This window comes from Sphingomonas sp. P2_B6, from assembly GCF_056404755.1.
Window position 1 is genome coordinate 1 of the sequence record NZ_JBFUDK010000007.1, and the last position, 18,624, is coordinate 18,624.

An 18,624-nucleotide genomic window follows, 5' to 3' on the forward strand; every position below is an offset into this window, starting at 1 on the left:
GGGCAGACGTTCCGCGCTCCAAGCCCCTCCACCACCCGCTGAAGAAGCGGGCGGTCCCCCTCCCCGTTCCGGGGAGGAATGATTACCGCAAAGCGTTCGCCAGCAGCTTGTGCAGCTTGGATTGCAGCGCGTCGTTCGCGGCCAGGAATTCGCCGCGTTCCATCATCCGGTCGCCGCCGCGGAAATCGGTGACGAAGCCGCCCGCCTCGCGCACCAGCAATATGCCGGCGGCGACGTCCCAGGGCTTCAGGCCCGATTCCCAGAACCCGTCGAAACGGCCCGCCGCGACCCAGGCGAGATCGAGCGCGGCCGCGCCGATCCGGCGGATGCCCGCCACTTCCGGCGCGATCGCCCCGAAGATGCGGCTCCACTGGGCGAAATCGCCATGGCCGAGGAACGGAATGCCGGTCGCGATCAGCGCGTCGGGCAGGTCGCGGCGCGCCGACACGCGCAGCCGCTGTTCCTGCATCCAGGCGCCCCGGCCCTTTTCGGCCCAGAAACTGTCGTCCGTGATAGGGTTGTAGATCAGGCCGGTGGTGATCTCGCGCTTGCCGTTGGCCAGCGGCTCCTCGACCGCGATCGAGATCGCGAAGTGCGGGATGCCGTGGAGGAAGTTGGTGGTGCCGTCGATCGGGTCGACGATCCAGCGCGGCTTGTTGGGGTCGCCGGCGATTTCGCCGCGCTCCTCCATCAGGAACCCCCAGTCGGGGCGCGCCTTGGACAGTTCCTCGAAGATGGTCTGCTCGGCGCGCTGATCCGCCATGGTGACGAAGTCGGCCGGGCCCTTGCGGCTCACCTGGAGGTGCTGGACCTCGTTGAAGTCCCGACGAATCCGCGGCGCGGCCTTGCGCGCGGCGCGATCCATGACGGTGATGAGGCCTGAATGGGATACCAATGCAATTCTCCTCCCCTCCCGCTTGCGGGAGGAGTGTACGTTCGTCGCTGGGTCCGAAATGCCTCCCAGGCATTTCTCGATCATGCCGGGGGCATGATCGACCCAGCGGCGAACGTACACTGGGGGAGGGCCTGTCAACAATCGGTGGAGGACATGAGGCCCTGGACAGGCCCTCCCCTAGCCCCTCCCGCAAGCGGGAGGGGAACTTTAGTCCGCGCGCCTTACATAGGTCTGCTCGTAGACATCGACCACGATCCGCGTGCCGGCGCCGATATGCGGCGGCACCATCACGCGCACGCCGTTCTCGAGGATGGCGGGCTTGTAGCTGGAAGACGCGGTCTGGCCCTTCACCACAGCATCGGCCTCGACGATCAGCGCCTCGATCGTGTCGGGGAGCTGCACCGAGATCGGGCGCTCCTCCCAGAGCTCCATCACCACGTCCATGCCATCCTGCAGGAACGCGGCGGCGTCGCCGAGCAGGTCGGCGGGCAGCGTGATCTGCTCGTAATTGATCTTGTCCATGAAGGTCAGCTGGTCGCCCTCGCGAAACAGGAACTGGAAATCGGTGGTTTCCAGCCGGACCTTCTCGAGCGATTCGGCCGAACGGAAGCGGACATTGTTCTTCCGGCCGTCGATCAGGTTCTTCATCTCGACCTGCATATAGGCACCGCCCTTACCCGGCTGGGTGTGCTGGATTTTCACCGCGCGCCAGATGCCGCCTTCATATTCGAGGATGTTGCCGGGACGAATCTCGACCGCGTTGATCTTCATGGGGGATGCCTGTGATGGAAAGAGCGAAGGCGGGGCCTTTAACGGGATGACGGCTTTCCGGCAAGGTAGGGGTAGGGATTGATGTCCTGCGCCTGATACCAATGCTGCTCCGGCGTCGCGCGGCTGAGCCCGAAGTGCAGGTGATAATTGCCCGCCCCGGCATTACCCGTATCACCGACATAGCCCAGCGGATCGCCTGTCTTTACGACCTGCCCTTCATGGATTCCCGGCGCGTAGCCGGAGAGATGGGCGTAATAATAGACCCACAGCCGGTCGGGCGAGCGAACATAGAGGGTCGTCCCGCCCGCCACGCTCTGGAACAGCTTCTCGATCGTGCCCGGCGCGGCCGCCGTCACCAGCGTGCCACTCGGCGCCATGATGTCGGTGCCATGGTGCTGGCGCTGCCCGCCGTCGCGCGGATCTTCCCAGCTGTCGGCGATCGTGCTTCGCGCCACGCCCGCGACGGGAATGGCGAGTGGTCCGCCCGGGTCGGGCAAGGCCACCGCCGGTGCCGTTGCGGGCGTGCTCGCCGCACTTGCCACCGTGGTTGCCACCGCGACCTTGGGCTGCGTTTTCGCATCGGGCAGGGCCTGACCGAACAGCACGAGGGCGACAAAGATGCCGGCGATCCCGCCTATCACCGTCAACAGGCCGCAACCGAGCTTTTTCATCGCCTCACTCCTGGAAGATCGCCGGCGTGCCGGGCTTCACCATCAACGATAGCCGCGCCGCGTCCCAGTTGCTGAGGCGGATGCAGCCATGGCTTTCGGCGCGGCCGACCGTGCTCGGTTCGGGTGTGCCGTGGATGCCGTAATGCGGTTTGGACAGATCGAGCCAGATCACGCCGACCGGACCATTTGGCCCCGGCGGCAGCCGGGCAGCCTTGGCGCTATCCTTCGCGTCCCAGAAAAGGTCCGGATTATAATGGAAAGGCGGGTTATAGGACGCGCCCTGGATCTTCCAGGTGCCGATCGGCAGCGGATCGTGCGTGCTGCCCATCGTCGCCTGGAACTGGGCGACGAGCTTGCCGTCCTTGTCCAGCACGCGCAGCACCTCGTCCGACTTGTCGACCACCACTTTCGCGCCCTCGGGCTGGCTCGCCGACACGTTCAGGTCGTTGAGCGTCTTGCGCCAGTCAGCCGGCAGCTTCGCATCATAAGCGCGCGACAGCGGCAGCGCGTTGGGGAAGGTCATCATCGATCCCGGTGCGAGCCGGGTCTGCGGGTCGTTGAGCGCGATCAGCACCTCGGGCGTGGTGTGGAACATCTCCGCCAGCTTCTCGATCGGCGCACGATAGCCGAGCGTCGGGAGCTTCGCCTGCTCCTGCGGATCCTTGGGCAGCGGGTTGGTATAGGGACCAGCCAGCGTCTCCGGCGTCAGCGCGAGCGTACGGGTCGGGCGCCAAGCGCGATAGGGATGGAGCGCCCACAGCGTCGCCTTGTCCATGTCCCCGGTGATCTCGAGGCCCCGGCTTTCCTGGAACCCCTTCAGCGCGGCGGTGAGCGACTTGCCGGGCCTGCCATCGAGCATGCCGGGCGAAAATCCGAGATGATCGAGAATCACCTGAACATGCAGAATCGACCGGTCGATCGCTTGCACTTCCTTAAGCTTTGTTCCCTGCGCGGAGACACTAACGGGACAAAAAGAGACAAAAGCGAGACAAGCCGCGCCGATCGTTATTTTTCTCATCATTTCAGGTCCCTACATTGCCACTCATGCAATCAACGATGGACAGCCGGCTTGTTTCCGGCCCGGAACGAGCTGACGGCCCAAACCTTTCGCGACGCGCGCTGCTTGGCGGCGCGATGGCTGCCGGCGCCGCGCTCGCTTTTCCTCTGCCCGCCATGGCGACCGGCGCGGAATTGCGGCTGGCGATCCGCAACGTGCACACCAATGAAAGTGTCGATGCCGTCTTCGCGCGGGGCGGAAGCTTCGTGGCGGACGGGCTCGCCGAACTGAACCACGGCCTGCGCGACTGGCGAACCGGGCAGGTCCACCCGATGGACCCCAGGCTGCTCGCGCTGCTCGTCCAGCTTCGCGAGAAGCTCGACGTGGGCGGCAGCCGCAAGATCGACCTGATCTCCGGCTATCGCTCACCCCAGACCAACGCGTCGCTGCGCGCCCGGGGCGGCGAGCATACCGGCGTCGCCAGCCAGAGCCAGCACATGCTGGGCAAGGCCACCGACATCATGATTCCGGGCGTCTCGCTCGATCGCCTTCGTGGCGCGGCGCTCGCGCTGGGCGGCGGCGGCGTCGGCTATTATCCGCGCGACGGTTTCGTCCATGTCGATACCGGCCCCGTGCGCCGCTGGTAACGACCGACGGGCGGGGGCAACCCGCTTTATAGCCAACCCCGTCAACGAGATGCGGCCGCCGCGCAGGTCGTGATATCATGCACGGCCCAAGGCAGGCCAAGCCACTCACCTGCTTGCTGGACAGACCGCGACAGCTCAGCCACACTCCCTGCCCGTGCGCAGGATTTTTGCCGACGCTGAAAGCGTCCTTGGCTCCCCCGTCCGGAATCTCCTGTCGATCCTGGCTTTTGTCGCCATGGTCGTGGTGGTCGCTACCTGTGCCTATATGGCCGCGGGCTGGAGCTTCAGCGACGCCTCCTACATGGTGGTGCTGACCGTCTACACAGTCGGCTATGGCGAGATCCGGCCGATCGACACGCCCTATCTCCACGCCGTCACCATGGCCACGATGGTGCTCGGCTGCACCGGCATGATCCTGCTGACAAGCGCCCTGGTCCAGATCTTTACCGTCCTTCAACTCAGGCAGTTTTTTGGAGCGAACCGCATGCAGAGCCGCGTCGACAAGCTGTCGGGCCATGTCGTGATCTGTGGCTTCGGCCGGATCGGGGTGATGCTCGCCCGCGACCTCGCGGCGGCGGGCATGCCGCTCGTCGTGATCGAACGGGGCGCGGCCAGGCTCGCCGAGGCGGAGGCTGCGGGTTATCTCTGCCTGGCAGGCGACGCGACGGACGAGGAGACGTTGCATGCCGCCGGGATCGAGCGCGCCAAGGTGCTCGCGACGGTGCTGCCCGACGATGCCGCGAACGTCTTCATCACGCTGAGCGCGCGCAATTTAAACGCGGGCCTGGAGATCATCGCGCGCGGCGAAGCGCCGACGACGGAGCGCAAGCTGCGCCGCGCGGGCGCCGATCACGTCGTGCTGCCGACCCATATCGGCGCCGAGCGGATTGCGCGAATGATCCTGTATCCGGCCAGCGGCGCTTTTGCGTCCGACGAAGAACTGGCCCGGGCGAAGCACGATCTCGGTGAGCTCGGAGTCGATCTCGAACTGGTCATCACGCAGGATGGCGCCGCGATGACCAACCTCACGGTCGGCGAAGCGGAACGCCGGGGCAGCGGCGCCTTTTTCATCGTCCGGATTCGGCGCGGGGAATCCAGCATCGCACGCCCGCCGAGCGACGAGGTCATCCGGGCGGGCGACGAAGTGCTGGTGCTGGTTCGGGATGCGGGTGCGGCGGCGCGCAAGATGTTCAATACGAAGGTGGAAATCCGCGCCGGGCGGAACATCTTCTGAAACCGGCGCGCCCGCTCAGCCGCGCACTGCCGCAAACGACTTGATCGCCGCCGCTTCGTCCCCGCCCCACACCGCGTTCGACACGGCGAGGAAATCGGCGCCCGCGGCGACCAGCGCCGGAGCGTTGGCCGGCGTGATGCCGCCGATCGCGACACAGGGGATTTCGAACACCGTGGTCCACCAGCTCAGGATCGAGGGATCCGGGTGATGGCTCACCTCCTTGGTGGTGGTCGGATAAAAGGCACCGAACGCGACATAGTCGGCCCCCGCCTCGCCGGCCTCCATCGCGAGATGGCGGCTATCGTGGCAGGTGACGCCGATCTGCGCCGCGGGGCCTAGCACCGAGCGCGCCTCGCGCGGATCGCCATCGCCCTGGCCGAGATGCACGCCGTCAGCGCCGAGCCGCTTGGCCAGCGAGATGCTGTCGTTGACGATGAAGGCGACGTCGCGCTCGGCGCAGAGTGCGCGGAGCGGCTCGCCCAGCCGCGTCGCTTCGTGCTGATCGACATCCTTCACGCGAAACTGGAACGCCGCGACCGGTCCAGCATCGAGCGCCCGGGCCAGCCGGTCGGGAAACGTGCCGCCGACATCGAGCGGCGACACGAGATAGAGCTGGCAGGGCGGCCGGCGGATGTCGCGCGTGAACTTGGCGGCGAAATCGGGATCGAGCGGGCCGAGGGGATCTTCTTCAGTCATTCGGGGGCGCCTAGCACGGCCAGCAGGAACCCGTCCCATTTCTTCGCGCCGACCGTCTGGACTGCCGTCGCGCTGAGCCGCGGTTCTGCGGCAACTGCCTCGAACAGCGCGCGCGTGCCCTGGATGCGGTCATCGTCACTGTTCGCGTCGAGCACCCCGCCCTCCCGCACGACATTGTCGACGATGATCGTGGTGCCCGGCCGCCCCAGCGCGATCGCCGCGCGCAGATAGGCAACGTTGCTCGGCTTGTCCGCGTCGATGAAGATGAAGTCGAACGGCCCTTCGCCCGCCGCGATCATCGCCTCGAGCGTCCCGACCGCCGGACCGGTGCGCACATCGACCCTGTCGGCGAAACCGGCCGCCGTGATGTTGGCGCGCGCGACATCGGCATGGTGCGGTTCGAGTTCGAGCGTCACCAGCGCGCCGTCCTCGGGCAGTGCCCGCGCCAGCCAGATCGTCGAATAGCCGCCGAGCGTACCGACTTCCAGGATGCGCCGGGCGCCGGCCATCCGCGCGAGCAGGTGGAGCATCTTGCCCTGCGCCGCGGATACATCGATCGGTGGTAGCCCGCCCGCCTCGTTCGCCGCCAGCGCCGCGTCGAGCGCGGGATCGGTGCCGAGCAGATGGCCGACGATATAGTCGTCGACCGCGGTCCAGGCGGCGTCGCTCATGTTGTCACCACGCCGCTGATCGGGCGGGTCTGGGCCACGGTGTCGAAACCCGCGATCAGCGGTCGGCCGACGGCGATCGCCGCGCGCACCGCCGGGAGCGACAGCGACGCTTGGTGCGCCGCCTTGCTCTCCCAGATCTCGGTGACCCAGAGCGCGTCGGCGTCGGCCACATCTTCGGCCACGACATAAGCCAGGCAGCCCGGCATCGCCTCCGACCCGCCGGCGAGCGCGGCGGCCAGCGCGGCGCGCTGGCCGGGCTTGGCCGTGATCTTGCCGATCATGCCGTAGCGCTCATTCTCCGCCGCGATGGCGGACGCCGGCCAGCCGATCATGGCGATGGCAACGGCACCGCCGATGACCTCGCGACGACCGATGGCCGGCATGTCGCTTATTCCTCGTTCTTGTAGATGCGCACCAGCTTGTCGAGCATCGCCAGCGCTTCGTCGCGCGGCCGCTGGAAGGTGTTGCGGCCGATGATCGAGCCGTTGCCGCCGCCGTCGCGAATGTCGCGCGCGTCCTGATAGACCGCATCGGCGCCCTTGGCCGCGCCGCCCGAGAACACCACGATGCGGCGGCCGGCAAAGCTCGACTGCACGACGTGGCGGACGCGGTCCGACTGCTTCGACCAGTCGGTGCCCTCGTACATCGGCTTGGCTTCCTTCTGCTCGATATGGTCGCTGGGCAGCTTCACCTTGATGATGTGCGCGCCAAGCAGCGCCGCCATGTGCGCGGCATAAGCACCGACATCGAGCGCGAGCTCGCCCGACTTGGGCAGCGCACCGCCGCGCGGATAGGACCAGATGACGGTGGCGATGCCGACCGACTTGGCCTCGGCCGACAGCTCGCGGATCTGGCCGATCATCTCGAACAAATCGTCCGAGCCGGGATAGATGGTGAAGCCGATCGCCGAGCAGCCGAGCCGCACGGCGTCCTCGACACTGGCGGTGACCGCCTGGTTCGCGCCCTGCGCCCAGCTGTTCGAGCTGTTGACCTTCAGGATGGTCGGGATCTGGCCGGCAAAGGTCTCGGCGCCCGCTTCGATCATGCCGAGCGGCGCTGCATAAGCGGAAAGCCCGGCGTCGATCGCGATCTGGTAGTGATAATGGGGATCGTAAGCGGCGGGGTTGACCGCGAAGCTGCGCGCCGGGCCATGCTCGAAGCCCTGGTCGACCGGCAGGATGATCAGCTTGCCGGTACCGCCGAGCTTGCCCTGCATCAGGATGCGGGCGAGGTTCGCCTTCACGCCGGCGTTTTCGGACTCGTATTTGTCGAGAATGGCCTTCACGGTCGGCGTCATCGTGATCCCCTTTGCTGCTGCAGATGTTGCCCGGCTGTTAGCTCGCGATTGCGCCAGGGGCAACGGGGATGCTGCAATGCGGCACGGCGTCTCGACCGCGCACGGGAGATGCCGCCCATATTGACGCAGCCCCAGCCCTGCATCAGGTTCGCGACAAAGGGGAAAATATCATGGGGGTGTCTTTCTCGCAGGGGTTGAAGCTGGTCGGCCTGGGCCTGGCCGCTCTCCTGCTGACTGCGGCCAAAGCGCCCAAGGTCGGCGATGTCGCGCCCAATTTCGAACTGACCATGATCGACGGATCGAAGGTGACGCTCGACCAGCTTCGCGGCCAGGTGGTGGTGCTCAATTTCTGGGCGACCTGGTGCGTGCCGTGCCGGGAGGAACTGCCGCTGCTGGATAAACATTATGAGATCCAGCAGAAGGCGGGACTGAGGGTCTTCACGATCGCGACCGAGGATTCGGTGCCGCTATACCAGCTGAAGAAACTCTTCGCGGTAATGCACATCCCCTCGGCGAGGAGGATCAAGGGCGGCTACCCCATCCTGACCGGAGTACCGACCAACTATATCATCGATCGATCGGGCCATATCCGGTACGCTAGGGCAGGGGCGTTCGATCTCGACGCGCTGAACGAGACGATCGTGCCGCTGCTCGAGGAACAAGTGCCGGCGACGGCAGCGAACTGAGCGCATGACAATCGACCCGCCGGACGAAGACGGATCGGCCGAGGACGGGATCGTCGATGCAAGCGAGTTCGCCAGCTACGGACCGATCCTCGGTTGTGCCGCGATCGCAGCCTTGTTGGCGGCGTTGCTGACGATCGTCGCCCTGCACGCTCTCGGCGCGCCGGATTGGGCGGATTACGTCGTTGGGCTGGCCTATGCCACCCTGCCCTATGCCGCCTTCACGCGGTGGGTCTGGCACAGGAAAGCCGTTCGGCTTGCGAACGGCAAGATCGTCACGGGCAGGGAAGCGCGCCGGTTGGCGCTGATGATCTGGGCGCTTACCGCGGCGCTCATCGCGATTCGCCTAGTGGTGGTGCTGAACGGCTGAGCGGCCCCTTTGACTCGGTCTACTCGCCGACGCGCTCCATCGTCACATGATTGTCGCGCACGGGGTTCAGGATGCTCCGGGCGGGGGAATCGCATGGAGACTCCGACATGACCGATGCACCGACGGACAATGACATCGACAACGACACGATCGAAATCGACGAGTCGGACTGGCTCATCGCTTCGAACAAGGTCGAAGGCACCGCCGTCTATAATGAAGACGGCGACAAGCTCGGTACGATCCACAACTTCATGGTCGACAAGCAGTCGGGCCAGGTCGAATATGCCGTGCTCAGCTTCGGCGGCCTGTTCGGGCTGGGCGCCGACTATTACCCGCTCCCCTGGGAAGCGCTGACCTACGACACCGATCAGGGCGGCTACATCGTCGATATCGACAAGGAAATGCTCGAAAAGGCGCCGCGCTACGGTGCCGATGAAGAGCCGACCTTCGACCGCGCCTATGGCGAGCAGGTCTATGGCTATTACGGCCTTACCTACCCCTGACCCTCAGCGCATCGCCCACCCGGCGGGGCAGTTCGAGCTTCAGAGCGGCGCCGCCGGGTGCGCCCTCCAATTCCGGGGCGCTCCACTGGCCATGAAGCCCATCATGACGATCGACTTCGAGGCCTCATGCCTGCCCCGGCACGGCCGGTCATTCCCGATCGAGGTCGGTATTGCGGATTCGCGGGGAATTGCGCGCTCCTGGCTTATCCGTCCGCACGCTTCCTGGTCGGGCTGGACATGGACCGCCGAGGCACAGGCATTGCACGGCCTAACCCTCGATCACCTTGTCTCGCACGGCAAGCCCGCCGATCACGTCATGGCCGAGCTGATCGGCGTCACCCGCGACTATCGCATCGTGGCGGACAGCAAGCTCGACAGCGCCTGGCTGGAGACGCTCGCCCATGCTGCAATGCAGCCGGTGCCATGGCCGATCGACCATGTGGCAACCCTGTTCGACGAGCTCGATATAACCTCGGATGACATCCGTTCGGCTCTCGCCATGATGGACCGAGTGTCGCGCCGGCGGCACCGTGCCGGCGACGATGCCGCATGGCTGGCGGGCCTGATCCGCCACCTGCAGGAAACCGCCACGCGACGCCTTGAAGCGGAAAACCGGCCGATCTTCAGCTGGAACAGCGTGCCCGTCGCCGTGCCGGCGAGCGGATGAGCGCGCGGGTGACCGCATGACGGCGCGAGGAATGTACGCCGCGTATCAGGCCAAGTTGTCGGAGCGATGCCAACGATAAAAGAGAGGATTTCGCGTGAACGGAAAACTGGTCGCCGCGGTCGCGGCATGTGCAATGGTGAGCGCCTGTAGCGGACAGGACGCGTCACAGAACAACAGCGCGGCGCAGGCCAAGGCAAGCCTATCGGGCGCCGGCGCGACCTTCCCCGCGCCGCTCTACGCCAAATGGGCGGAAGGCTATCGCACCGAGGCCGATGTCGCGGTCAACTATCAGCCGACAGGCTCGGGCGACGGCATCAAGCAGATCGAAGCGGGCAAGGTCGATTTCGGCGCGTCGGACCGGCCGCTGCAACCGGAAGAGCTGGACAAGAACGGCCTTTACCAATTCCCGACCGTCATCGGCGGCGTGGTGCCGGTGGTCAATCTGCCGGGCATCCAGCCGGGCCAGGTCAAGCTCACCGGCGCGCTGCTCGGCGACATCTATCTCGGCAAGGTGGAGAAGTGGAACGCGCCCGAGATCAGCGCGCTCAACCCCGGCCTGACCTTGCCCAATCTGCGGATCACCCCGGTGCACCGCTCCGACGCGTCGGGGACCAGCTTCCTGTTCACCTCCTATCTGGCGATGAAGAATCCGGCCTGGAGCGCCAAGGCGGGGGCAAGCGACTCGGTCACCTGGCCTGCCGGCATCAGCGGCCAGGGCAATGAGGGGGTCGCGTCGTCGGTGCAGGTGGCCCCCGGGTCGATCGGCTATGTCGAATATGCCTTTGCCAAACAGACCAAGGCGACCCATGTGCTGCTGCAGAACAGCGCCGGGGCCTATCCCCAGCCATCCTCCAGGTCGTTCGCGGCCGCCGCGCTGGGCGCCGACTGGGCGCACGCTCCGGGCAATTACCTGCTGCTGCTCGACCAGGCGGGCGCGCCGAGCTGGCCGATCACCGGGGCGACCTTCATCCTCCTGCCCAAGACCAGGGCGGACGCCGGCAAGCGAGCGGCGGTGCTCCAGTTCTTCGACTGGGCCTATCGCAACGGCGACGCGGCCGCCGGGCGCCTGGACTATGTGCCACTGCCCGCGTCCATCAAGGAACGGATGCGTCAGCAATGGGCATCGACCATCACCGCGAACGGCAAGCCGGTTTATACTGCCGCGCCCTGACCGCGCCGTGCTAGGGCTGGCGCGACCGTCAATCTCATGCATGGAGCTACTGCGATGGACGCGTCACCTGCCGACCTGACGGATTATGACGCCCTTCTCCGGGCGAATGCAGCGCGCGTGTTCAGCGAACCGGACGCCGCCGCGCGGCTGCGGGCGATCGCCGAGCTCTGGACCGATGATCCGATTCTTCACGAAAAGGAGGCGACCATTGCCGGTGCGGAGGCGATCTCCGCCAGCATCGGCGCGCTGCTCGCGCGCTTGCCGCCTGATACCCTGTTCGTCCCGATTGCCCCGGCGGCCGGCCATCACGGCGTCGGAAAACTGCTTTGGCGGGCCGAAACCGGCGGCGTTCCCGGCCCTGTGACCGGAACCGACATTGCCGTGATCAGGGACGGGAGGATCGCAACACTCTATGTTTTCGTGGACGCGCCTGCCTGAGCCGGTTCGCCCTACGGTCTCGAGCTCTACGCCGTCAGCGCGGCGACCCCGGGCAGTTCCTTGCCTTCCATCCATTCGAGGAAGGCGCCGCCCGCGGTCGAGACGAAGGTGAAGTCATCGCCTGCCCCCGCCTGGTTGAGCGCGGCCACGGTGTCGCCGCCGCCCGCGACCGAGACGAGCGAACCATCGCGGGTCAGCGCGGCTGCCGTACGGGCGAGCGCGACAGTCGCCGTGTCGAACGGTGGCGTCTCGAACGCGCCGAGCGGGCCGTTCCACACCAAAGTGCGGCAATTCTTGAGCACATCGGCCAGCGCCTCGACCGCGGCGGGGCCGACATCGAGGATCATCTCGTCGGCCGCGACCTCGTGCACGTTGATGGTGCGGATTGGCGGGTTGGCACGGAATTCCTTCGCCACCACCACGTCGTACGGCAGGTGGATGGTGCAGTTGGCGCGCTCCGCCGCCTCGAAAATCTCTTCGGCGGTGCCGGTCAGATCATGCTCGCACAGTGATTTGCCGACATCGACGCCGCGCGCGGCGAGGAAGGTGTTGGCCATGCCCCCGCCGATGATCAGGTGATCGACCTTGGCGACGAGATGCTTGAGCACGTCGAGCTTGGTCGACACCTTGGCGCCGCCGACCACCGCCGCGACGGGATGCTCGGGATTGCCGAGCGCCTTGTCGAGCGCGGTCAGCTCCGCTTCCATCGCGCGTCCGGCAAAGGCGGGAAGGAGATGCGCGAGGCCTTCGGTCGACGCGTGCGCGCGATGCGCAGCCGAGAAGGCATCGTTGACATAGAAATCGCCGAGTTTCGCCATCTCGGCGGCCAGCGCGGGATCGTTCTTTTCCTCGCCCGCATGGAAGCGGGTATTCTCCAGCACGGCGATGTCGCCGTCCTTCAGCGTCGCGATCGCCTCGGCGGCGCCCTCGCCCACGCAATCCTCGATGAAGCGCACCGGGCGGCCGAGCACCTGGCTGTACGGCTTGGTTACCAGCGCGAGCGACATCTCCGGATCGCGCGTCCCCTTGGGGCGGCCGTAATGCGCCAGGATCAGCACGATCGCGCCGCGATCCGCGAGTTCGGTCACGGTCGGCAGGGTCGCACGGAAACGCGTGTCGTCGGTGACCGCGCCATCGGCCATGGGCACGTTCAGATCCTCGCGGACCAGCACGCGCTTGCCGGAAACGTCGCCCATATCGTCGAGCGTCTTGAAGGAATTGGTCACGAGTCTTTCGTCCTCTTTCTCAACCGTTCGTGCTGAGTAGGGACTGAGCTTGTCGAAGGCCCGTATCGAAGCACCTGTCCTTCGATACGCCATTTCGACAAGCTCAATGGCTACTCAGGACGAACGGGGATTGGTGGGTCTTCAACCCTGATAACATCACCGATGCGGATTTCTCCGCCACGAATGACTCGCGCCAGTGCGCCGCCACGCCAGTCGGGCGTCAGTGCCGCCTTGAGACCGGGTTCGATCTGCTCCATGCGGCTGCAGGGATCGCATTCGATCGTGATCTCCAGCGCGACCTCGTCGCCGATCCGCAGCAGGGCGCCGGCCCGTTGCGGCAGGTCGAGCCCGTCGACCAGCAGGTTGGCGCGCCGCGCCGACCAGTGATGATCGACCCCCAAATCGGCCATCGCCGCCTCCCAGTCGATCCGCTCGATCAGCGAGACCTGCCGCCTCGCCCTGGCGCCGGGCTTCACCGCGCCGCGGAAATCGCCGGCCAGCCCCGCCTCGACCGTTACGCGGACCGACTCGAGCAGCTCGATCGGTCCGCGCGGGCGGCCGTGACGGGCAATGCCGGCGAGCACGCCCATCACCTTGCCCTCCCGTTCGCTTCGAGCGTCGTCGAGAAGCAATGTGTCTCGACTGCGCTCGACACGAACGGGGAAGGCATCGTCACGCGCCTTTACAGGAACGCGCCCATTGCGCCGGCGGTGTCGACCATGCGGTTCGAGAAGCCCCATTCATTGTCGTACCAGCTGACCACGCGGACGAGCTTGCCGTCGAGCACCGCGGTTTCGAGGCTGTCAATCGTGGAACTCGCCGAGGTGTGCATCAGGTCGATCGAGACCAGCGGCTCGTCGGTGTAATCGAGGATGCCGACCAGCGGGCCGCTTTCCGATGCCGCCTTGAGGATCGCGTTGACCTCTTCCTTGGTCGTGTCGCGCTTCGGGGTGAAGGTCAGGTCGACCAGCGAGACGTCCGGCACCGGCACGCGGATCGCCGAGCCGTCGAGCTTGCCCTTCAGCTCGGGCAGGACCTCGCCGACCGCGCGGGCGGCGCCGGTGGTCGTCGGGATCATCGACATGGCCGCGGCACGGGCGCGGCGCAGATCGGGGTGGATCTGGTCGAGGATCTTCTGGTCGTTGGTATAGGCATGGATCGTCGTCATCAGGCCGCGCTCGATGCCGATCGCATCGTTCAGCACCTTGGCGACCGGCGCCAGGCAGTTGGTGGTGCACGACGCGTTGGACACGATGTTGTGGCCGGCCTCGAGCTTGTCGTTGTTGACGCCGAACACCACGGTCAGGTCGACGCCCTTGGCCGGGGCCGAGATCAGCACCTTCTTGGCGCCTGCGTCGATATGCTTCTGCGCGCTTTCGCGATCGGTGAAGAAGCCGGTGCATTCGAGCACGATGTCGATGCCGAGTTCGGCGTGCGGCAGCTTGGCGGGGTCGCGCTCGGCGGTGACGCGGATGCGCTTGCCATCGACGACCAGGTCATTGCCCTCGGCCGAGACCTTGCCCGGATATTTGCCATGGACCGAATCGCGCGAGAACAGCCAGGCATTCGACTTGGCATCGGCAAGGTCGTTGATCGCGACGAGCTCAAGTCCGGTATCGCCCCGCTCCAGTACCGCGCGTGCAACGAGGCGACCGATCCGCCCGAAACCATTGATCGCAACCTTCACCGTCATCGCAATTCCCTCCATCGCGTGAAACCGGGCGCGGCGCGGACTTGCGCAAAGGGGCGACCGGCGAGTCTGATAAGCCGGGCGGTCTTTGCGGTGGGCGGACCCGCCCGTCAACCGTGCCGAGGCCTTTGCGGGGCAAATCGATCTTGCCCGCCCGAAAAGCCGTGCTATCCGGGAGCGATGGCAGACGAGACGCCTCCGCCCGCGCTCGACCGGATCGATCGCGCGATTGCGAGAATCGAAGCAGCAGTCGCTGAGAGGGACCGTGTGGCCGAGGCAGCGGTGCGCCGCCATGCGGTCCTGCGAGCCCGGATCGAGCAGGCGGTGTCGACGCTCGACGACGTCATCGCGCGCGGCGAGGCGGGCGGAACCGGCTGATGGCGGACGTCACCCTCACCATCGGCGATCGCCGCCATACCGTCGCGTGCCGAGACGGCGAGGAGCCGCAGCTCCGCCGGCTCGGGGAATTGCTCGACAGGCATTGGGCGACCGCCTCTCGCGCCTCGGGCGGACTCAATGGCGAGCGGACCATGTTGTTCGTCGCGCTGATGCTGGCGGACGAACTGGACGAGACGCGCCGCCGCCCGCCCGAAGGTGCCGGAGCGGTGCTGCTCGACCAGGTTGCCGAGCGGCTGGAAAAGCTGGCGGCTACCCTTGAGAAATCGCCCGTAAAAGCCTAGATAAGGGGTGGCGGGCACTGCCCGGTACGAGCCTTACCGATTATCCCTGAGGCGATTATTCTTCCTAGGGGGTTGTCCCTGCGCTGGCCCTGGCCTGTCGTACACGATCCCCACCTGATGCTAACGGCGTCAGAGGATATTCAGGCAAACGGCCATGGCGGTCCCGCCACCGCTATTTCGGCGATGCGTCGGTCATCTACCCTTCTGCTCCCCGGCGAAGGCCGGGGCCCAGTTGGGGGACATTTGCGGGTGAATGCAACGCTTCATCACGGGGGCCTTCCCAACTGGGCCCCGGCCTTCGCCGGGGAACAAGCTAGATGAACCCCGAAAAATCCGCCCTTCGCGCCCGAATCCGCGCCGAGCGCGACCGGTTCTTCGCCGGCGGCCCGCCCGCGATTTCCCCTCCGCCCCAATTCCTCGCCCGGCTCGAGCACGGCCTGACCGTCGCCTCCTATGTGCCCGTGGGCAGCGAGATCGACCCTTCGCCGCTTGCCCGCGCCGCGGTGGAGCGGGGCTGCGCGATCGTGCTGCCGCATGTCACCGTCCGCTCGGCGCCGATGCGCTTCCTCGCCTGGGACAGCGACGCTGCGCTGATCGCGGGTCCGTTCGGCCTGTCGCAACCGCATCACGAGGCCGCGGCGATGGCGCCCGACATCATCCTGACCCCGCTGCTCGCGTTCGATTCGGCGCTGAACCGACTCGGCCAGGGCGCCGGCTATTATGACCGCGCCTTTGTGCAATTCCCCGACGCGTGGCGCGTCGGGCTTGCCTGGTCGGTGCAACAGGTCGAGAGCCTGCCGCACGACCCGTGGGACGTCCCGCTCCACGCCATCATCACCGAACGAGACTGGATCACGGCGAAATGACCCCTTCCTGGCGCAAACCCGTCGGCATGCTCGCGATCCTCGGCATGATCCTGGTCTGGGTGGTTCTGGTGGCGAGCCTGTCCGGTACGGTCGGCCAATGGCACGTGCTGTTGCAGCTCGCCTTCTATCTGGTGACCGGCATCGTCTGGCTGTGGATATTGCCGATGCGCCGCATGCTGCTGTGGATGGAAACCGGACGCTGGCGGTGAAATCCGCGCCTTCCCTCCCGAAATCAGGGAGGGTGGCGCGAGTGACGGGGCTCGAACCCGCGACCTCCGGCGTGACAGGCCGGCGCTCTAACCAACTGAGCTACACCCGCTTGGAAAGCGTGAGGCGGCGCAACTAGGCGAGGTGCCGGAGCCTGTCAACGCCTCGTTTTCATGCCCGCTCAACTATTCCCGGCAACCGCGCCCGTCGACGGGTCCGGCCGCTCGCGCAACGGCCGGAACGCGAAATACAGGCCTGCCGCGATGATCGGCAGGGTCAGCGTCTGGCCCATCGTCAGCCCCCACCAGAGATGCTCCAGGCCCTTGTCGGGTTGCCTAACCAGCTCGAGCGGGAATCGCGCGGCGCCGTAAATCAGCAGGCCCGTGCCGAGCAGCCGGCCCGGCCGGTTGCGGGCATTGGTGAACCAGAACAGCCAGAACAGCACGATCCCCATCACCAGGCCCTCCAGGCCCGCCTCATAGAGCTGGCTGGGATGCCGGGGCAGATCGTCGCCGGCGCCGGGGAACACCATGCCCCAGGGAAGAGTCGTCGGCCGCCCCCAGAGCTCGCCGTTGACGAAGTTGGCGAGCCGCACCAGCACCAGGCCGAACGGCGTGGCGCAGGCGACATAATCGCTGACCCGGACCATGTTCAGCCCGTGCTTCCAGGTGAAGAGGCCGAGCGCGACGAGCACGCCGATCAGGCCGCCATGGAAGGACATGCCCCCTTCCCACAGCTTCAGCACCTGAAGCGGATCGCCCCATATCTCGGGCTTGTAGAACAAGGTGTAGCCGAGCCGCCCGCCGGCGATCACCCCGATCATCAGGTAGAAAGCGAGATCGTCGACATGCTCCCGGGTCATCGGCGCGCCGGGTTGCACGACCAGCCTGCGCAGATACCACCAGCCCAGCACGAACATCGCGAGGTAGCTCAGGGCGTACCAGCGGATGTCGAGCGGGCCGAGATGGAAGGCGACCGGCGAAAGGCCGAGATCCTGCCACCGCCAGGGGGCATGCGCGTCGTTCATCATGTCCCCCATCCCGGCCCGGTATCAGTCGTCTCGGTATCAGTCGGCATCGTCCCGCGCGGCCCGCCGCTCGCGACGCTGCTGAGTCAGCGTGCCGTGCTCGAACAGGAAGCCGGCGATATCGGGCTTGCCCGCGGCGCCGATCACCGTCTGGATGATGATCAGCAGCGGCACCGCGAGCAGCGCGCCCGGCGTGCCCCAGACCCATCCCCAGAAGCTCAGCGAGATCAGGATCATGATCGGGTTGATCGTCAGCCGGTGGCCGACGATGAACGGCGTGATCGCATTCGCCTCGAGCAGATGCGCGCCGATCATGATCGCGGCCGGCAGCAGCGCGACCCAGACGTCGGGGAAAGTCATCAGCCCGCCCAGCGCGAGCAGCATCGCCGCGACGATCGGCCCGAAATAGGGGATGTAGTTGAGCAGCGCGACGATGCCGCCCCACATCAGCGGATAGGGCATGCCCATCAGCCACAGCGCGAAGGCGATGACCAGCCCGAGCGACAGGTTGATGATCGTGATCGTGCCGAGATAGGCCGAGGTGTCGTCGACCACATCCTGGATGACGCGCGCCGTCGCCATGGCGCCGCCGAAGCTCGACCGGCTGGTGATCGTCCGCCGCCGCAGCCGGGTCCAGCCCGACAGGAAGAAATAGACCACGAGGATGCCGAAAAAGACCTGGACGATCGCGGTCGGCGCCGAGGTGGCGGCGAGTTCGAGGATCGAGCTGGGCGGCGCGACGGCCGCGGTCTGCGGCGCATTTACCGGCCCGGGCGCCGCGAGATGACGCACGGTGCGGTTCACATATTTTTCGAGGCTCGAATAAAGATCGAGCACCGGCGCGATGTTCATCTGGATCCGGTCGATCCGGTCGGGCAGCTTGCGGAAGAACTCGGTCGCCGGGACGATGATCGCCGCCAGCGCGATATTTGCGGCGACGAGGAACAGCAGCACGCAGGTGAGCGAGGCAAGCGCCGAGGGCACGCGGTGCCGTTCGAGCCATTCGAGCACCGGCACCAGCGCGATGGCGATGACCAGGGCAGCCGTGGTCGGCAGGAAGAATTCGGCGCCCGCCTTCAAGGCGAACGGCGTGCCGAGCGCGAGGCCGAGACCGGCGATCAGGGTCAGCGCGGCTAGCAGCCTGTCGCGGCGTTGCCCAACACGCGCTTCGTCGCCCCCTTCATCGCCGTCGAACGGCAAACCGAAGGCGCCCTCGC

25 protein-coding genes, 1 tRNA gene and 1 other RNA gene are annotated in these 18,624 nt (G+C 66.5%); 13 read left to right on the forward strand and 14 right to left on the reverse strand.

Annotation, left to right across the window (positions count from 1 at the left end):
• Positions 1-82 precede the first annotated feature (82 nt).
• From AC1DX5_RS11555 to AC1DX5_RS11570, 4 genes are all read right to left on the reverse strand, one after another.
• On the reverse strand, positions 83-895 hold the full coding sequence (locus AC1DX5_RS11555; RefSeq protein WP_465172555.1) for an inositol monophosphatase family protein: 813 nt from the start codon (positions 893-895) through the stop codon (positions 83-85).
• A gap of 207 nt (positions 896-1,102) precedes the next feature.
• On the reverse strand, positions 1,103-1,666 hold the full coding sequence (gene efp, locus AC1DX5_RS11560; RefSeq protein ID WP_332716856.1) for an elongation factor P: 564 nt from the start codon (positions 1,664-1,666) through the stop codon (positions 1,103-1,105).
• Positions 1,667-1,704: 38 nt separating this feature from the next.
• Positions 1,705-2,337 carry a M23 family metallopeptidase gene (locus AC1DX5_RS11565; protein ID WP_478015523.1) on the reverse strand — a complete coding sequence of 211 codons (633 nt, stop codon included), beginning with the start codon at positions 2,335-2,337 and terminating at the stop codon, positions 1,705-1,707.
• 4 nt (positions 2,338-2,341) lie between these two features.
• Positions 2,342-3,265, reverse strand: coding sequence for a L,D-transpeptidase family protein (locus tag AC1DX5_RS11570; RefSeq protein ID WP_478015525.1), 924 nt, complete (start codon positions 3,263-3,265; stop codon positions 2,342-2,344).
• Between the two features lie 128 nt (positions 3,266-3,393).
• Between AC1DX5_RS11570 and mepK the strand changes: the two genes are divergently transcribed.
• Both mepK and AC1DX5_RS11580 read left to right on the forward strand, forming a co-directional pair.
• Positions 3,394-3,981 carry a peptidoglycan L,D-endopeptidase MepK gene (gene mepK / locus AC1DX5_RS11575; protein WP_465172553.1) on the forward strand — a complete coding sequence of 196 codons (588 nt, stop codon included), beginning with the start codon at positions 3,394-3,396 and terminating at the stop codon, positions 3,979-3,981.
• Positions 3,982-4,216: 235 nt separating this feature from the next.
• Positions 4,217-5,215: a potassium channel family protein gene (locus AC1DX5_RS11580; protein ID WP_478015527.1), complete on the forward strand. Its 999-nt coding sequence runs from the start codon at positions 4,217-4,219 to the stop codon at positions 5,213-5,215.
• Positions 5,216-5,230: 15 nt separating this feature from the next.
• Here the strand turns inward: AC1DX5_RS11580 and thiE are convergent, their stop codons facing one another.
• Genes thiE through AC1DX5_RS11600 form a run of 4 tightly spaced genes read right to left on the reverse strand, consistent with a single transcriptional unit; the run spans position 5,231 to position 7,879 of the window.
• Entirely contained in the window at positions 5,231-5,911 is a 681-nt protein-coding gene (gene thiE / locus AC1DX5_RS11585; RefSeq protein ID WP_478015529.1) for a thiamine phosphate synthase, read from the reverse strand.
• Positions 5,908-6,582: an O-methyltransferase gene (locus tag AC1DX5_RS11590; RefSeq protein ID WP_478015531.1), complete on the reverse strand. Its 675-nt coding sequence runs from the start codon at positions 6,580-6,582 to the stop codon at positions 5,908-5,910. The genes thiE and AC1DX5_RS11590 overlap by 4 nt, the downstream gene beginning before the upstream one ends.
• A complete protein-coding gene (locus AC1DX5_RS11595; protein ID WP_465172549.1) occupies positions 6,579-6,965 on the reverse strand; it encodes a putative quinol monooxygenase in 387 nt (128 codons plus the stop codon). The genes AC1DX5_RS11590 and AC1DX5_RS11595 overlap by 4 nt, the downstream gene beginning before the upstream one ends.
• Before the next feature lie 5 nt (positions 6,966-6,970).
• Positions 6,971-7,879, reverse strand: coding sequence for a class I fructose-bisphosphate aldolase (locus AC1DX5_RS11600; protein WP_465172548.1), 909 nt, complete (start codon positions 7,877-7,879; stop codon positions 6,971-6,973).
• A 170-nt stretch (positions 7,880-8,049) separates the two neighbouring features.
• On the opposite strand from AC1DX5_RS11600, the gene AC1DX5_RS11605 reads away from it, so the two are divergent.
• From AC1DX5_RS11605 to AC1DX5_RS11630, 6 genes are all read left to right on the forward strand, one after another.
• Positions 8,050-8,565, forward strand: a complete 516-nt coding sequence (locus AC1DX5_RS11605) for a TlpA family protein disulfide reductase (protein WP_478015533.1) — start codon at positions 8,050-8,052, stop codon at positions 8,563-8,565.
• 4 nt (positions 8,566-8,569) lie between these two features.
• Complete coding sequence (locus AC1DX5_RS11610; protein WP_478015535.1) at positions 8,570-8,932, forward strand: hypothetical protein; 363 nt, start codon at positions 8,570-8,572, stop codon at positions 8,930-8,932.
• A gap of 107 nt (positions 8,933-9,039) precedes the next feature.
• Complete coding sequence (locus AC1DX5_RS11615) at positions 9,040-9,435, forward strand: PRC-barrel domain-containing protein (RefSeq protein ID WP_465172546.1); 396 nt, start codon at positions 9,040-9,042, stop codon at positions 9,433-9,435.
• Between the two features lie 103 nt (positions 9,436-9,538).
• A complete protein-coding gene (locus AC1DX5_RS11620) occupies positions 9,539-10,102 on the forward strand; it encodes a hypothetical protein (RefSeq protein WP_478015537.1) in 564 nt (187 codons plus the stop codon).
• Positions 10,103-10,196: 94 nt separating this feature from the next.
• Positions 10,197-11,273: a phosphate ABC transporter substrate-binding protein PstS gene (gene pstS, locus AC1DX5_RS11625; RefSeq protein WP_478015539.1), complete on the forward strand. Its 1,077-nt coding sequence runs from the start codon at positions 10,197-10,199 to the stop codon at positions 11,271-11,273.
• Between the two features lie 117 nt (positions 11,274-11,390).
• Complete coding sequence (locus AC1DX5_RS11630; RefSeq protein WP_478015540.1) at positions 11,391-11,711, forward strand: nuclear transport factor 2 family protein; 321 nt, start codon at positions 11,391-11,393, stop codon at positions 11,709-11,711.
• A gap of 26 nt (positions 11,712-11,737) precedes the next feature.
• On the opposite strand, the gene AC1DX5_RS11635 is transcribed toward AC1DX5_RS11630, so the two are convergent.
• From AC1DX5_RS11635 to gap, 3 genes are all read right to left on the reverse strand, one after another.
• Complete coding sequence (locus tag AC1DX5_RS11635; RefSeq protein WP_465173890.1) at positions 11,738-12,907, reverse strand: phosphoglycerate kinase; 1,170 nt, start codon at positions 12,905-12,907, stop codon at positions 11,738-11,740.
• A gap of 140 nt (positions 12,908-13,047) precedes the next feature.
• A complete protein-coding gene (locus AC1DX5_RS11640; RefSeq protein ID WP_465172542.1) occupies positions 13,048-13,527 on the reverse strand; it encodes an MOSC domain-containing protein in 480 nt (159 codons plus the stop codon).
• Positions 13,528-13,619: 92 nt separating this feature from the next.
• Positions 13,620-14,630 (reverse strand): type I glyceraldehyde-3-phosphate dehydrogenase, encoded by a 1,011-nt coding sequence (gene gap, locus AC1DX5_RS11645; protein ID WP_465176147.1) that lies wholly within the window; start codon positions 14,628-14,630, stop codon positions 13,620-13,622.
• A 177-nt stretch (positions 14,631-14,807) separates the two neighbouring features.
• Between gap and AC1DX5_RS11650 the strand changes: the two genes are divergently transcribed.
• The 5 genes from AC1DX5_RS11650 (at position 14,808) to AC1DX5_RS11670 (ending at position 16,382) form a co-directional block, all read left to right on the forward strand.
• On the forward strand, positions 14,808-15,005 hold the full coding sequence (locus AC1DX5_RS11650; RefSeq protein WP_465172540.1) for a hypothetical protein: 198 nt from the start codon (positions 14,808-14,810) through the stop codon (positions 15,003-15,005).
• Complete coding sequence (locus tag AC1DX5_RS11655; protein ID WP_465172539.1) at positions 15,005-15,307, forward strand: cell division protein ZapA; 303 nt, start codon at positions 15,005-15,007, stop codon at positions 15,305-15,307. The genes AC1DX5_RS11650 and AC1DX5_RS11655 overlap by 1 nt, the downstream gene beginning before the upstream one ends.
• Positions 15,308-15,318: 11 nt before the next feature.
• Positions 15,319-15,475, forward strand: a non-coding RNA gene (gene ssrS, locus AC1DX5_RS11660) — 6S RNA.
• Between the two features lie 149 nt (positions 15,476-15,624).
• A complete protein-coding gene (locus tag AC1DX5_RS11665; protein WP_478015542.1) occupies positions 15,625-16,173 on the forward strand; it encodes a 5-formyltetrahydrofolate cyclo-ligase in 549 nt (182 codons plus the stop codon).
• Positions 16,170-16,382 (forward strand): DUF2842 domain-containing protein, encoded by a 213-nt coding sequence (locus AC1DX5_RS11670; protein ID WP_465172537.1) that lies wholly within the window; start codon positions 16,170-16,172, stop codon positions 16,380-16,382. Before AC1DX5_RS11665 ends, AC1DX5_RS11670 begins: the two co-directional genes overlap by 4 nt.
• Positions 16,383-16,415: 33 nt before the next feature.
• Here the strand turns inward: AC1DX5_RS11670 and AC1DX5_RS11675 are convergent.
• The 3 genes from AC1DX5_RS11675 to AC1DX5_RS11685 all read right to left on the reverse strand — a co-directional run bounded on the left by AC1DX5_RS11675 (position 16,416) and on the right by AC1DX5_RS11685 (position 18,607).
• A tRNA-Asp gene (locus AC1DX5_RS11675) sits at positions 16,416-16,492 on the reverse strand.
• A 69-nt stretch (positions 16,493-16,561) separates the two neighbouring features.
• The gene (gene lgt / locus AC1DX5_RS11680; protein WP_478015544.1) at positions 16,562-17,410 is read right to left on the reverse strand and encodes a prolipoprotein diacylglyceryl transferase; all 849 of its coding nucleotides are present in this window, start codon (positions 17,408-17,410) and stop codon (positions 16,562-16,564) included.
• Positions 17,411-17,446: 36 nt separating this feature from the next.
• The gene (locus AC1DX5_RS11685) at positions 17,447-18,607 is read right to left on the reverse strand and encodes an AI-2E family transporter (protein WP_465173889.1); all 1,161 of its coding nucleotides are present in this window, start codon (positions 18,605-18,607) and stop codon (positions 17,447-17,449) included.
• Between the last annotated feature and the right edge of the window lie 17 nt (positions 18,608-18,624).

What these genes read in the sequence shown, in the direction of transcription:
- lgt (WP_478015544.1), bottom strand. Translation starts at nt 17,410, where the DNA reads ATGATGAACGACGCGCATGCCCCCTGGCGGTGGCAGGATCTCGGCCTT.
- AC1DX5_RS11610 (WP_478015535.1), top strand. Translation starts at nt 8,570, where the DNA reads ATGACAATCGACCCGCCGGACGAAGACGGATCGGCCGAGGACGGGATC.
- AC1DX5_RS11640 (WP_465172542.1), bottom strand. Translation starts at nt 13,527, where the DNA reads ATGGGCGTGCTCGCCGGCATTGCCCGTCACGGCCGCCCGCGCGGACCG.
- AC1DX5_RS11595 (WP_465172549.1), bottom strand. Translation starts at nt 6,965, where the DNA reads ATGCCGGCCATCGGTCGTCGCGAGGTCATCGGCGGTGCCGTTGCCATC.
- AC1DX5_RS11655 (WP_465172539.1), top strand. Translation starts at nt 15,005, where the DNA reads ATGGCGGACGTCACCCTCACCATCGGCGATCGCCGCCATACCGTCGCG.
- AC1DX5_RS11620 (WP_478015537.1), top strand. Translation starts at nt 9,539, where the DNA reads ATGACGATCGACTTCGAGGCCTCATGCCTGCCCCGGCACGGCCGGTCA.
- AC1DX5_RS11670 (WP_465172537.1), top strand. Translation starts at nt 16,170, where the DNA reads ATGACCCCTTCCTGGCGCAAACCCGTCGGCATGCTCGCGATCCTCGGC.
- AC1DX5_RS11565 (WP_478015523.1), bottom strand. Translation starts at nt 2,337, where the DNA reads ATGAAAAAGCTCGGTTGCGGCCTGTTGACGGTGATAGGCGGGATCGCC.
- AC1DX5_RS11650 (WP_465172540.1), top strand. Translation starts at nt 14,808, where the DNA reads ATGGCAGACGAGACGCCTCCGCCCGCGCTCGACCGGATCGATCGCGCG.
- AC1DX5_RS11615 (WP_465172546.1), top strand. Translation starts at nt 9,040, where the DNA reads ATGACCGATGCACCGACGGACAATGACATCGACAACGACACGATCGAA.
- thiE (WP_478015529.1), bottom strand. Translation starts at nt 5,911, where the DNA reads ATGACTGAAGAAGATCCCCTCGGCCCGCTCGATCCCGATTTCGCCGCC.
- AC1DX5_RS11665 (WP_478015542.1), top strand. Translation starts at nt 15,625, where the DNA reads ATGAACCCCGAAAAATCCGCCCTTCGCGCCCGAATCCGCGCCGAGCGC.
- AC1DX5_RS11580 (WP_478015527.1), top strand. Translation starts at nt 4,217, where the DNA reads ATGGTCGTGGTGGTCGCTACCTGTGCCTATATGGCCGCGGGCTGGAGC.
- gap (WP_465176147.1), bottom strand. Translation starts at nt 14,630, where the DNA reads ATGACGGTGAAGGTTGCGATCAATGGTTTCGGGCGGATCGGTCGCCTC.
- mepK (WP_465172553.1), top strand. Translation starts at nt 3,394, where the DNA reads ATGGACAGCCGGCTTGTTTCCGGCCCGGAACGAGCTGACGGCCCAAAC.
- AC1DX5_RS11605 (WP_478015533.1), top strand. Translation starts at nt 8,050, where the DNA reads ATGGGGGTGTCTTTCTCGCAGGGGTTGAAGCTGGTCGGCCTGGGCCTG.
- AC1DX5_RS11600 (WP_465172548.1), bottom strand. Translation starts at nt 7,879, where the DNA reads ATGACGCCGACCGTGAAGGCCATTCTCGACAAATACGAGTCCGAAAAC.
- AC1DX5_RS11635 (WP_465173890.1), bottom strand. Translation starts at nt 12,907, where the DNA reads ATGGGCGACGTTTCCGGCAAGCGCGTGCTGGTCCGCGAGGATCTGAAC.
- AC1DX5_RS11590 (WP_478015531.1), bottom strand. Translation starts at nt 6,582, where the DNA reads ATGAGCGACGCCGCCTGGACCGCGGTCGACGACTATATCGTCGGCCAT.
- efp (WP_332716856.1), bottom strand. Translation starts at nt 1,666, where the DNA reads ATGAAGATCAACGCGGTCGAGATTCGTCCCGGCAACATCCTCGAATAT.